This window comes from Desulfitobacterium sp., from assembly GCF_034927245.1.
Classification (GTDB): Bacteria; Bacillota; Desulfitobacteriia; order Desulfitobacteriales; family Desulfitobacteriaceae; genus Desulfitobacterium_A.
On the sequence record NZ_JAYFQK010000007.1, the window covers coordinates 37,881 to 51,481 of the forward strand.

The window sequence follows — 13,601 nt, forward strand, 5'->3', positions numbered from 1 at the left end:
GTGATTGCAAATACTATGCCAATGTTAAATCCCCACCTTAGGCTGTTTTGGGGTAATCAAAAAGGATGCCATTTTGACAAACCTTGTCAAAACAACATCCTTTTGCCAAAACGGCATGCTATAGACCGTACTCCTCTATTTTTCGGTAAAGGGTCCGCAGACCAATACCCAATAGCTTGGCAGCTTGTGTTTTATTTCCTCCGACTCGCTTTAGGACTTTTTGAATATGATGTTTTTCTAAGGTTTGGAGACTTAAATCACCTTGTAAACCAAGTTGTAAATCATCTTCCGGAAGGGACAGGGCTGTTTCCGGTGCAGCTTCCTCCGCCGCATGGTCGGGCATTTCAGCTAAACCTTTTTCACTCTTACTTGGACCTTCCCTGTTTAACCCTTCCCTATTTAATTCTTCCCTGTTTAACCCTTTAATACGGGGATAAAATAAATGTTCCGGTTCGATCCAGTACCCTTTTGCTAACAGATAGCCGCGTTCAATGATATTGCTCAATTCACGAACATTACCCGGAAAATCATAGTCTTGGAGAGCTGAGATTGATTCCTTGCTCAGTTCCTTTTTGACCCGAGATCCTCCTTTATTCTTTAAAAAGTACTCTGCCAAAAGCGGGATATCCTCTTTGCGCTCTCTTAAAGGCGGAATATCGATCATCACTACATTTAAGCGATAATAGAGATCTTCGCGGAACCGTCCCTCGGCGACTTCTTCCTTAAGGTTGCGATTGGTAGCCACAACCACACGAACATTGACACGGCGTGTTCGGGTCGAACCCACGCGGATAAACTCCCCATTTTCTAAAAAGCGCAAAAGCTTCGCTTGAACGGAAAGATCCATATCGCCAATCTCATCTAAAAATAAGGTCCCCCCATCGGCAACCTCAACAAGTCCTTTTTTCGCAGAATTTGCACCCGTAAATGCTCCCTTTTCATAGCCAAAAAGTTCACTCTCTAACAATTGTGCAGGTATGGCCGCAGAATTCAAAGCCTGAAAGGGGCAATCCCTATTTTCACCCCAAAAATGAAGAGCCCTGGCTACAAGCTCTTTACCTGTGCCGCTTTCCCCGCAAATCATCACCGTAGCCTTACTGTCTAGGACGCGGTGCACCATTTCGATGACTTCCTTAATCGCCCGACTGGTCCCGATAATCGGACCTGCCCCCGACTGCCTGCGCAAGGCCTCTGATAAAACAGCAGCCTGTTCCGCTAAACGACGCTTTTCCCAAGCCTTATATAGGGTAAACTCTAATTTTGCGGCATTGCACGGTTTCGTAAGATAATCGTAGGCTCCGTCCTTTAAAGCCTCTTTCGCACTTTCGATCGTTCCATATCCGGTAAGAATGACAGCCTCAAGATTTGGATCGGCAGCCTTTGCCGTGTGCAATAGCTTCAAGCCATCCCCATCCGGCAACCGCTGATCAAGCAAAGCAATTTCGAAGGTATGGTTTTGGAGCTTTGCCAAAGCATCCTCTATCGTATGGACAAGAGTCACATCAAATCCCTTGCGTTCGAGCCGCTCACTCAATAACTGAGCATAGCTGACTTCATCATCAACAATAAGCAGATCAATTCTTTCCATAGTACTCCCCTCTTCGCGGCAGCCGGACCGTAACAATCGTTCCTACCTCAAGCGTACTTTCGATTTTAATTTGACCTTGTGCCTTTTGAACGAGTCCATAACAAACAGATAACCCTAACCCTGTTCCCTTACCCGGCGGTTTAGTTGTAAAAAAGGGTTCGAAAATCCGGGTAAGGTGTTCTTCGGGAATACCGATGCCATCATCCTCGATTCTCAGTGAAACCCATTCACCCTCGCATGATGTCCCGATTTTAAGGCTTCCCCCTTCAGGCATGGCATCCAGCGCATTACAGATCAGATTAAAAATGACTTGCTGGATTGCGCTTTTATCTCCTAAAAGAGGGGGTAAATTCGCCTCAAGATTCTCTTCCAATGCGATTTGCTGCTTACGAAAACGATAGTGAAGCAAGCCTAAGTTCTTCTCAATCAAATCATTCAAATTATAAAGCGATTCCTGAACATCTTCTTGTCGACTTTGGTGAGCAAAATCAAGGAGCTGGCTCGTAATCCCTGAGCAGCGCTCCGCTTGTTCGGCGATCGTTTTAAGGTAACGCTGCATCGCTTGACGCTCCTTAGGATTCGCATCTCCCTCCGCTAACCGCTCAAGCACCTCTTCTACCGATAAATAAATCGCGGCCAGCGGATTATTGATCTCATGAGCCACACCTGCGGCAAGCTGACCGACGGTAACCATCTGATCGGCCCGCATCATCGCTGCTTCCACCAGTTTCTTCTTCTCAAGTTCAACACTGAGTTCATTGAAAGCATGCAGAACCTCTCCGATTTCATCCTCTTTCTTAACCGGAATGGTATAACCCCATTCTCCTTCATGAATTTTGAGAACCCCTTGCCGTAAGCTGTCCAAACGTCGTCCGAAGCTGAGACTATAGCTGATACTGATGAGTAAGACCAACAAAACCAGGCCCAATGTGCTTATGATGAACGTTTCCTTTAGCTTTGTAAACGAAGCATAAGCATAAGCTTCCGGCTCCTCAAGAATCACTGCCCATTTAGTTCCTTCGATCGGCAGGTAAGAACCGACAACCTGCTCCCCCGTATAGGATTGATAATTGCGAACGAGCGGATTTTTCTCCCCGCTGCTTTCTGATGTTACCTCAACCGAAGGCAGGCTTTTGCTGATATCCGGCTGCCTCAAGACTTGGCTGTAATCATTATGTCCGATTAAACGACCTTCTTCATCAACTAAAAAGATCGATTCTTTTCCCCCCGAAACGAGCGAAATCTGCTGCACGATACTGCGCAAACTAATTTTAGCGGTGATACCGCCGGTAAAACGATTTTCCGAACTCAAAAAAGGAACAGCCAATATAAATGCGGGTTGTTCATCTTCATCCATATATACTTCACTGATATAAGGCTTCAGCGGCTCCAGCTCTTTAATAATATCCTCTGAGTTCTCTGGCTTAAAAAAATTCCCCGTATCAAGCCGAAAACGCGAAACCTGAGCAAGTTCAAGCCCATCTTTATCGATCGCCGTGATTTCATCAACATACGGTAAACTCGTGAGACAGGCATAGAGGATTCGTTCGCGTTCTTTCAACGGTTTATCGGCAAAATTTAAACCTTCCGCCCTCGCCAGGATCAAAAAGGTCTGTTTTGCTTCTTCAAGCATAGAGCTGATATCTGCGGCAATTCCCTGGGTAACGTAAGCCTGGTGGTTCCATACCGAAGACTCTAAGTTAGCCCGTGCGGCCTTCAAATTATAGCCGCCGAGAACAAGCAAGGGAACAAGCGAGATGAGTGATGCAAAAAGGAGAAGACGAAACTGAATTGTCTTAACAAATTTCATGCAGCTCTTACTCCTTAAATCTTTGGATTAGTCATCGGATGAACTTAGTAACACAGGTCAGCCCTGCAGAATCAAGTGTAAGTCCCAACTTTTCTGCGGTTTCCAAATTGACAATAAACTCGACCTTTTCCGGCGGCTCGACGGGAATCAGGGAGGGATTTTCGCCATTGAGTACCTTGGCAATCATACGAGCGGCTTGTTCTCCTTGCTCATAATAGGGCATGCCATAGGAAGCCAGCAAGCCATTTTGGGTTTGTTCCTCGCTTACACCCATAATTGGGATTTGCTTCTCGATCGCAATCGGACTTACTTCATCCGTTATGGATTCCAATAAATCACAGCATAAAAACATGACCCCATCGAAATCTTGACGATCAATCCCATCGAGCGCATTAAGAACATCTTCCAAGCTGCAGACAGGGAAGGACTGGAGGGTGAGGTTCAGATTTTGGGCTACATCATCCAGAAAAACTAAAGTCGATTGAGTCGGGGTAACACGCGGATCAAAGATAACGGCAATCCTTTTCACATCGGGGAGAAGCCGCTGAAAATATTCAAGCCGCTTACCGGATAACAGGAGATAGTAATTTTCTACACCTGTAATATTTTTCTCGGGTGAAGCATTGCTTTCGACTAAACCCAGCTTCTTCGCCGAATCAACGCCAACGAAAATGATCGGGATCTGAGTTTCCTCCGCCGCTTTTTGGGCTGCTAAAGCTTCCGCTTCCCCTGCCACAAAGATCACATCAGGTTGTTCATCCACGAGCTCCTGAGCAAGAATCGGCAGCTGCTCCCTGTCCCGATCTGCATTTTTAAGGCTGTAAGTGATCGTTTCCCCTTCAATATAGCCATACTTTTTCATGGTGTCTTTTAAGCCCACGATTTTAGGCAGACGGAAGTCGGAGGAGATCAAAATGCCGACCGTCTTCTTTGGCTCTTCGGCTTTGGCCTGCGGGAATGCATGAATTGAAAAAAAGAAGGCCATAGTTATTGAAGCCACAATCACGACCGTAAGAATGCTGTGTTTGCGCGATAATGCCTTCATTCCCCTATCACCCTTTCAATCCTGCCAAATATTACAATTCAATTATACACCACTACTTCAAGAGATGCATTATCTTTAAGCCTAGCTCTAATTCAAGCCGGTTCTTATTATCTTCCAAATCAAGTTCGGTAATCTCTTTGATTCGTTCAATTCTGTAAAGCAAAGTTTTATAATGAATAAAAAGTTCTTTAGCCGCTTTGCTCGCGTTTCCGTTGCAATCCAAAAATACTTCCAAGCTTTTGAGAAGCTCCCCTTGATTTTGCCGATCATATTCCAGAAGTTTTTTCAGGGGCCGCGGTACAAACTCCGCGATATCACCGTATTCGCTATACTTGCAAAGCATGCGAAAAACACCGAGTTCTTGAAAACTATAGATCATGTTTTCGCCCTGGAGCATCTCGCCGAAAAGATGGGCATCCTGGGCTTCTTTATAGCTGCGCGGAATCTCCTTGATATCTGCCGCCACATCACCGATTCCGATGCTCATCGAGATTTTTTTCAGCTTTTTCCTCGTCTGATTTTGAATTTCCAAACCCGCCTTCTTGATGTCCCGGATCGTTTTCTCGCTTTTTTCCTTAGCCGGCCATAAAACAATAATTGAATCACCTTTATGCCCGAGAATAAAATCCCGCGTGTGCATTTTAAGCACATTGGTAATTAAAGTCTGTATCTCAGCCTTGATCCCCTGTAAAGCAAACTGATCCCGCTTAATTTTCTTTTCCGCAAGATAATCATCAATATGTTTAAGGTTAAATAGGACAACCACAAAAGGATGATTGATATCCCATCCCAGCAGATTTGCCCGCTCCCGTATATTTTGGACCTCCCCCTCGCCGCTGATGAGATGATCAATTATATCATTGCTAAACTTTTGTTCCACCTCTTTAACCGCAAAACGCTTCACCATCTCTAAGGTAACCACTGTTGCCGCCTGTTCCAAACAGATTAAATCCATAACCTGCAAAGATTGATTGATCTCTGTAACTGTTAAATAAGCCCTAATCTGGGACAGCGCCCGAATCGGCACGACGATTTGCGGGATGGATTCTTCCCTCAGCTCGGGAAACATGACCCTTTGACGATAATAACTGAATTTCTCACTGAGTAATTCACGTTCGGAAAGGGATGAGATTTCCGTGAAGCGGTTTAATTTTTGTTCTGTCGTCTGCAGACATTTCTGATTACTGTCAAAAACAGCAACCGGATTTCCGATCAATTCCGCCAGAGTTGCGGTAATCTTATCAAGCCCTTCACATTGAAGCGCTAATGATGTAAATTTTTCCTGTATATCTTTATAGTACTTAAGCTCAAAAACCTGCTGATTAAATAACAGCTGCATGACCGGGTACATGATATCGATAAAACGAACATTTCCGTCTAATTCAATGATCGGCAAGCCGACCTCATCCGCTGTCTCCAAAATCTCTGAAGGAATGCGATCGACAAAACGCCGGACTTTAATCGCGAGCGCACAAATGCCTTTGGCCCTCAGCTTTTTGACAAAATCGCGATAATCTACATTTCCCCCAAGCGTAGAATAAAGACTCGTCAGGAGCAATTCTCCGCCGGATAACCAATCTCCAATATCCGGAGCCTCAATAATGGTAACACCTTGGACGACATTTTCCAGATGGTCGCTGCCGGCAACGACATTCGAGGATTTGAGAGGTCCTTCTTCGATTAAACGTTTAACTGTTACTTCCACTGTTACCCCTCCTTGTCTATCTATGTACTATTCGCTGCTTCTTTTTTTATTCCCTTCATATTTGCAAGCCATGCCGGAAAACGGGACAAGGGGGCTGTTGCAACAACAGTCCCCGCGATTATGTGTGATGTTTCAGCTATGCCGAAACGGGTTTACTTTTCAAATATCGTCCCTTTTTTAAAGGGGGAATTTTTAAAGGCATATTTCGTAAGAACGTAATAGGAAATTCCTCCGACCACAAGACCGATGATCCAAGCCAGATCGACGAACATAAAGGCTGCCGCCGCTCCAATGAGCATGGCTGTGATGGCGGCCGGGTTATACCCGGAGAATGGACCGTCCGCTTTGTATAGATCGGCCACATTCACCTTTTGTTTTCGCAAGAGATAATATTCCACCAAGAGGATGGCAACGATAGGTCCTAAGAAAGCGGAGTAGATAAGAACGAACGTAGCCAGACCTTTGGAAGAAGAGTCTTGAACCAAAACCCAGGGGAAGGAACAAAGTCCAAGGAGACCGGTGATAACAACGGCCGGTTTGTAACTGATTTTTGTGAGCAATTGAATGATATAGGTTGGGGCAACAATGTTGGCAACCATGTTCACCGCAATTGCACCCATGACGATAAAGAAGGAGACAAAGACTGTGATGGCATCATTATTGAAAACAATGGCTAAAGCTTTGACAGGGTTGGAGTTGCCGGTTGCCGAAGCGAGCATTGCCCCGATACAAATAACAGTACCGTAAGCAAGGATAATGGGTGAGAAGTAGAAGAAACCGCGTTTTGCATCGTTATATCCGGGTTTGAGCTCACGGGAGTAATCGGCTGCACTGAGGAATATGGCCGCATAGTTGCCCATCAAGACCATAATGAAAGCCCAGAATTCAATGCCCCAAGTGCCGCCGGTATGGATCCACTTATCGGCGATGACACCGCTGTAATTGGTAATCAGAAGAATGAATACGTAAACGAAAGCGGCCATGAGTACCGTGGAGATAAGGGTTTCTACCCATTTAATGGCATGGAAGCCATACATGGAAAGGACAATCTGCACAGCCTGAAGGACTACGAAGCAGATGGGGATACTATCAAAGGAACCGCCGGTAAAAACTTTAAGAATTTCATTTAAGGCAGTGGCCCCAACCCAGCTCTGGAATCCGTACCAGACAATGGCAGGAACACCACGCAAGAGTGAAGAAATAATAGAACCCTTCTCACCGAAGGACATCCGCAGTTGTATAACATAAGGGATACCCGTTTTATAACCCAGTCTATCATTTAAAGCAAAAACAACCGAGATAATTCCAATGGCTATGATCGCCGCAGCAAAGGTTTGGAATATATTTAAGGTCGCCACTCCGGCAATAATCATGCTGCCCCCGAGTGTCATATTACCCAGGTTAACTCCATCGCCGACCCACATGAACATATAAGGGATGGGTCCCATGGTGCGGTCCTTGGTCTTTTTCGGATAGAGTGATTCGTTTACACCGGGAGTGCGTTCAATATTCACATCGCTTTGATCTTCAATGTTTAGGGACATAGCCTTCACTTCCTTCTTTTGAATTAGTCTTTAGGGATAAGTCAGCTAAACTTCAGATGGAGTTAAAACTCCACCCGAAGTAAGCTTCCTTTATAACTTTGACTATTGATTGGGACGAAGATGTTTACCCATAGGCTTGGAGACAATTTTTCCATCCTTAAAGAGGGTTGTGCCTCTAAGAATAGTCTGGGTTACATGGCCACGGAAGCGGTCTCCCACATAAGGACTGACCTTGTGTTTGTAGAACAAATCTTCTGCCTTTAGGGTGAATTCCTGATCCAAATCTACTAGGGCAAAGTCTGCGTCATAGCCCACTTCGATTTTCCCTTTATCTTTGATGTTAAATATCTCGTTAACATTTTGAGCGGTCAATTTAGCAATATCGGTGAGAGGGAATTTCCGATTATGATAGGCATGGGTGAGTAATCCCTGCAAAGTGGTTTGGCAGGCAGATATGCCGCCCCAAACCCGCATAAATTCCCCGTCTTTTAGCTTGGGATCACAGGGTGAGTGGTCAGAAGAAATGAAGTCTATTTCATTATTAAAGAGTTTTCCCCACATCTTGGATTGGTTTGCCTTGTCACGAATTGGGGGAGAGCATTTGGCTACAGTTCCTAAACGTTCCACATCTTCGTCTGTAAGGTAGAGATAATGTCCGATCGTTTCGCAGTGGACATCCACTCCCCTGCGGCGGGCTTCTGTAACAAGCTCAACCGATTTCGCCATACTGACATGGGCAATAATCAATTTGCAACCGGTTTCTTCGGCGTAAGCAATCATGCGGGAAACATTTTCGATCTCCGTAATCGGACAGTGAGCTGCAAAATAGTCCCGTACTCCGGTCCGATTATTCGCCAGGGCAAGATCGGTCAGTTTTTTAGTGATTTCAGCATTTTCGCAATGGACCATTAAGGGCAGCCCCAGCTTAGCCAGTTTTTCCATACCCGCTAAAGCGGTATAATCATCCATTCTCGGAAATTCATCGATTCCACTGTGGCAGGAGAAAGCCTTAAATCCAATGACTCCGCATTCAGCCAGCTCATCCAATTTATCCAAGTTTACAGGGGTCAATCCCCCCCAGAAACCATAATCCACCAAGGAGTCCTTTTGAGCAACGGCAAGCTTATTATTAAAGTTTACAGCGTCCAAAGTACAGGGACTGCAATTCAGCGGCATATCAAAATAGGCAACACCGCCGCCGGCTGCAAGGGCGCTGCTTCCCGTTTCGATCGTTTCCCACTCTGTTCTTCCCGGATCATTAAAATGGACATGTCCGTCGGTTGTGCCGGGAAATACATATTTTCCGGCTGCATCAATGGTTTCTTGAGCATCGCCGGATATTTCTTCGGCAATTTCCGCAATCTTCTCATCATAAACGGCAATATCCGCTTTCTTTACGCCATCCGGACACACAAGCATCCCGTTTCTAATGATTAAATCATAACGCTTACTCATGAATTATTCCCCCTTCATCTGGTGTAACTTTTTTGAACTATCTTACATCAAGAATATACTGAACATTTATATTTTTCATTATCAATTATTACTAATATACTTGATTTCTTTTATCCTGAGTTGCCAAAGACAAAAGACAAAAAATATAGAAAAATAACTACAAAGGGGTAAATAGCTAAGATGTAATAGGGGTGGTAATTGTGATTAACAAAGAACGCGTCTCCAAGCGTTTGTCGGAATTGGGTGAGATTGGTAAGAATCAGGAAACCGGCGGCCTTACCCGCCATGCTTTCACAAAAGAAGATAGATTAGCCAAGGATTTAGTTGCTAAGTATATGAAAGAAGCGGGACTGACGGTCAGAGAAGATGCGGTCGGCAATATGATTGGCCGCAGAGAGGGGCGCAACCCCCAAGCCCCCGTCGTTCTCACAGGGTCCCATATTGATACGGTCTGTGACGGGGGTAAATACGATGGGAGTCTGGGCATTATCGGTGCGCTCGAGGTCTTGCAGACTTTTAATGAGCAAGGCATAGAAACAGAGCACCCGATCGAGGTCTACGCCTTTAACGATGAGGAAGGTTCCCGCTTCAGCTTTAGCATGTTTGGAAGCCGCGGGGTCATCGGCGATCTTAAACGCAAGGATCTCGAAATGAAAGATAAAAACGGAATAACAGTTGCCGAAGCTATGAAAGCCCAAGGCTTTGATCCTGAAAGAATTAGTGAAGCCGACCGCTCCCGAGAAGCAATAAAAGCGTTTATCGAGCTCCACATCGAGCAGGGAAAAGTCTTGGAAAGCCATAACCTCTCTGTCGGCATAGTCAGCGGAATTGTTAATGAACTCTGGATTAAGTGTACTGTTCAAGGAGAGGCAGGTCATGCCGGAGCCACGCCGATGTCCATGCGTCATGATGCCTTGGTCGCGGCAGCGGAAATGGTTCAGGTTGTCGATCGGGAAGCCAAGAAAACAGGGACTACGGTGGCAACCGTAGGCAGGCTCAGCGTCTTGCCCGGCGGGATCAACATCATCCCGGGAACCGTACAATTCACCCTTGATCTGCGGGATACATCTCAGGAGATCAGCGATCGGGTTGAAGCACAGATTTTCAAGGAATTCGATCGGGTCTGCCAAGAACGCGGGGTTACATTATCGACCGAACTGCTCCAGCGCATTCCTCCTGCCCCTTGCACAGAGGAGTTCCGCCAAGTCGCCCAAAAAGCCTGCCCTGAGGCAGGGGTCCCCTACTTTTCCCTTCCCAGCGGTGCGGGACATGATGCCATGCAAATGATCAATATCTGCCCGATCGGCATGATCTTTGTCCGTTCAAAAGATGGGATCAGTCATAACCCCTTGGAATACAGCACATTGGAGGATTGCGCGGACGGTATCAATGTTCTTTATCATATCCTTTTAGATATCGCCGTAAAAGCCTGAACGCGAATGTAAATAACTGGGTGTTTTAAACGTACGCAAATCTTTATAAGGCGCGGCAAGTTAGTGATGATTTATAAACGTAATTGACCGTCGGAATTAATATCTAAAGCGAAAAAATAAGTAAAGATCAGGGTCTGTTGTAAAACAGGCCCTGATCTTTTTCGTACACACATAATTATGGACTATTGCAAAAAAGCCGAAACTACATGACCATAGGTTTTGCGACAGCCCCTATCCCTATTTACCCAAAATAGTTGGGATATAAGCATATAACGCCGGTGATCCACCCGTATGGATGAACAGAACATTCTCACCCTTTTTGAACTCACCTTTTCGGGTCAAACCAATGAGTCCGGCCATTGCTTTTCCCGTATACACCGGATCAAGCAAGATTCCTTCTGTTCTTGCGAGAAGTTGTACGGCTTCGACCATCGTATCCGTGGGCAGCGAATAACCCGGCCCGACATATTCATCAATAACTTTGACTTGCTCCCGAGGAACACCCGCCTTAAAGCCTACTCTTTGAGCCGTTTTATTCGCCAATTCAAAGACTAATTTCTCTTGAACATCTGTTTTACGGTTAACACTAATCCCGGTCAGCGGTATATTCATATTGTTCCCTAAGAAACCAACCAGCAATCCGCTATGGGTTCCGGCACTTCCGCTTGCACATACAATGTGGTCAATATTGATCCCTAAATCGAAGGTTTGTTCCATAATTTCTTGGGCGCAGGCGACATAGCCGGTTGCACCGATAGGATTTGAACCCCCGCCTGGAATAATATAGGCTTTCCTGCCCTCGGCAGCGACTTCATCCGCAACCTTTTGCATCGCTTCCATCATATTGGAACCCCCGGGAACAACATAGACCTTTTCCACCCCGAGTAATTGGAACAGGAAGTTGTTACCGCTTGCATCGGGGTTATAGCTGTCCTTTACCCTCTCTTCCAGGACAAGTCTGCACTTTAATCCTTCTTTGACTGCAGCGGCCAATGTTAGACGGCAATGGTTGGACTGAACCGCACCACAGGTAATTATTGTGTCTGTCTTTTGATTCAGAGCATCTGCCATGAGGAATTCAAGTTTTCTTGTTTTATTTCCGCCTGAAGTGAGTCCTAATAAGTCATCTCTTTTAATGTAGATATTGGGACCCCCTAGAGCTTTCGTAAAGTTAGGCAAAAACTCTAATGGTGTTTTCCCTTCTGTGTAGCGTCTCCGTGGAAATTGTGCTAGATTCATAGTAATTCTCCTCCTAATTTTTATTTTTAATGAGTATTCTGTTGCCATCTAGATGTAGGCAATGGCTTCGATTTCAACATGGGCCCCTTTGGGCAATGCCGCAACCTGGACCGCTGATCGTGCAGGAGGATTCTCCTTCATAAATGCAGCATAGACCCCATTAACAGCGTTAAAATCCTTCATATCTGTTAAGAACACGGTTGTTTTTATGATATTTGCCAGATCACCTCCCGCCGCCTGAAGAACAGCCTGAACATTCTTAATCGATTGGGCTGTCTGAGACTTAATGTCCTCAGGAAGCACCCCGGTAACCGGATCGAGAGGCAGTTGTCCCGAAACAAATAGATATTTTTCTGCCAGTATCCCTTGAGAATAGGGTCCGATGGCCGCCGGTGCTTTCCCTGTTTGAATACTCTTTTTCAAGATGAATCACTCCTCTCCCCGTTTTTTGTTTTGACTCCATCTAAATTTTCCTGATCTAGGCACTCGTTACTGAACTATCGACATCACGATTATAATCTGTTTCAGATAATTCTCCTTCAAACTTGGAAATCACTAATGCAGTTGTTGCATCACCCATGACATTAAGTGTTGTCCGAGCCATATCTAAAATTCGGTCAACACCGGCTACGAGGGCAACACCTTCGATTGGAAGTCCAACAGAAGTAAAGACCATGGTCATTACCACCAGCGCGGAGGAAGGAACCCCTACAGAGCCAATCGAAGCCAGTACAGACATCAGAAGAATTGTTAACTGTTGACCAAAGCTTAAATCAATACCATAGACTTGAGCAACAAACACTGCCGCAATTCCAAGATATATTGCCGCTCCATCCATGTTGATGGTATTGCCTAAAGGAATCGTAAAACTGGCAACGCTTTTCGATGCGCCCAGACGCTGTGTAGCTTTTAGATTCACGGCTAAAGCGGCGGCACTCGAGCATGTTGTAAAAGCAACAAGCAACGGTTCTGCTGCTCCCTTTAGAAATTCTCTAATACCCTTTTTGGTAATAAATTTGATTGACGTAAAATAAACTAAACAGATATGGACCAGACACACAACATACAGAAGAATGATAACCTTCAATAAAGGAAGAAGTACGCCAATTCCGTTTTGCGCAACAGTTACCGTAATTAACGCAAAGACACCGATAGGGGCATACCCCATGACTATTCCGGTAAGCTTAATCATCGTTTCCGAAAGTTGCTCGAAAATATTAACAAGGGGTTTAACTTTTTCACCAAGCATACTTAATGCAAATCCAAAGAGCATCGCAAAGAAAATGATTTGAAGTAAGTTCCCCGTAGAAAACGCTTCCATCGGGTTAATCGGAACAATATTGAGCAGAGTATCCACAAAATTCGGGGGAGCAATCTCTTTAGCCGCTAACCCTTCGGTACTCAGGTTCAGTCCGACACCCGGCTTAAAGACATTTGCAAAGATTAGCCCCAATCCAGTTGCAATTGCCGAAGTTCCAAACATCCAAACGAGCGATTTAGTGGCCACACTTCCTAATTTTTTAGCATTCCCCATACTCGCAGCCCCTGTAACCAAAGATGCGAATACGAGGGGAACAACAACCATGCGAATTAAACGAATAAATAAATCACCAAAAGGCTTAATATATATGTTTGTGTTTAAATTTATCGCTTGACATATGACACCGGCAACAATACCGGCGATCATACCAATAGCCATCTTAGCCGGCAAACTCAACTTTTTACGACTCGATGTTTTATCGGACATAACTTTTCCTCCTTTTAACCGAATTAATTCTCCTC

Annotated in this window: 10 protein-coding genes; 1 reads left to right on the forward strand and 9 read right to left on the reverse strand. The window is 45.2% G+C overall.

What is annotated here, in order from left to right; genetic code table 11:
* Positions 1–118: 118 nt before the first annotated feature.
* From VB077_RS01825 to allB, 6 genes are all read right to left on the reverse strand, one after another.
* Entirely contained in the window at positions 119–1,579 is a 1,461-nt protein-coding gene (locus VB077_RS01825; protein WP_323413541.1) for a sigma-54 dependent transcriptional regulator, read from the reverse strand.
* On the reverse strand, positions 1,575–3,398 hold the full coding sequence (locus tag VB077_RS01830; RefSeq protein ID WP_323413503.1) for an ATP-binding protein: 1,824 nt from the start codon (positions 3,396–3,398) through the stop codon (positions 1,575–1,577). Before VB077_RS01830 ends, VB077_RS01825 begins: the two co-directional genes overlap by 5 nt.
* 31 nt (positions 3,399–3,429) lie before the next feature.
* Positions 3,430–4,443 carry an ABC transporter substrate-binding protein gene (locus VB077_RS01835; RefSeq protein ID WP_323413504.1) on the reverse strand — a complete coding sequence of 338 codons (1,014 nt, stop codon included), beginning with the start codon at positions 4,441–4,443 and terminating at the stop codon, positions 3,430–3,432.
* Positions 4,444–4,495: 52 nt separating this feature from the next.
* Complete coding sequence (locus VB077_RS01840; protein ID WP_323413505.1) at positions 4,496–6,148, reverse strand: PucR family transcriptional regulator; 1,653 nt, start codon at positions 6,146–6,148, stop codon at positions 4,496–4,498.
* A gap of 152 nt (positions 6,149–6,300) precedes the next feature.
* Positions 6,301–7,692, reverse strand: coding sequence for an NCS1 family transporter (locus VB077_RS01845; RefSeq protein WP_323413506.1), 1,392 nt, complete (start codon positions 7,690–7,692; stop codon positions 6,301–6,303).
* Positions 7,693–7,794: 102 nt separating this feature from the next.
* Positions 7,795–9,147 carry an allantoinase AllB gene (allB, locus tag VB077_RS01850; protein WP_323413507.1) on the reverse strand — a complete coding sequence of 451 codons (1,353 nt, stop codon included), beginning with the start codon at positions 9,145–9,147 and terminating at the stop codon, positions 7,795–7,797.
* A 200-nt stretch (positions 9,148–9,347) separates the two neighbouring features.
* Between allB and VB077_RS01855 the strand changes: the two genes are divergently transcribed.
* Positions 9,348–10,580 (forward strand): Zn-dependent hydrolase, encoded by a 1,233-nt coding sequence (locus tag VB077_RS01855; RefSeq protein ID WP_323413508.1) that lies wholly within the window; start codon positions 9,348–9,350, stop codon positions 10,578–10,580.
* A 237-nt stretch (positions 10,581–10,817) separates the two neighbouring features.
* Here VB077_RS01855 and VB077_RS01860 read toward each other — a convergent pair whose 3' ends face one another.
* Genes VB077_RS01860 through VB077_RS01870 form a run of 3 tightly spaced genes read right to left on the reverse strand, consistent with a single transcriptional unit; the run spans position 10,818 to position 13,566 of the window.
* Positions 10,818–11,819, reverse strand: a complete 1,002-nt coding sequence (locus tag VB077_RS01860; RefSeq protein ID WP_323413509.1) for a D-cysteine desulfhydrase — start codon at positions 11,817–11,819, stop codon at positions 10,818–10,820.
* A gap of 48 nt (positions 11,820–11,867) precedes the next feature.
* Positions 11,868–12,245 carry a RidA family protein gene (locus VB077_RS01865; protein WP_323413542.1) on the reverse strand — a complete coding sequence of 126 codons (378 nt, stop codon included), beginning with the start codon at positions 12,243–12,245 and terminating at the stop codon, positions 11,868–11,870.
* 52 nt (positions 12,246–12,297) lie between these two features.
* Positions 12,298–13,566 (reverse strand): dicarboxylate/amino acid:cation symporter, encoded by a 1,269-nt coding sequence (locus tag VB077_RS01870; RefSeq protein ID WP_323413510.1) that lies wholly within the window; start codon positions 13,564–13,566, stop codon positions 12,298–12,300.
* Positions 13,567–13,601 lie beyond the last annotated feature (35 nt).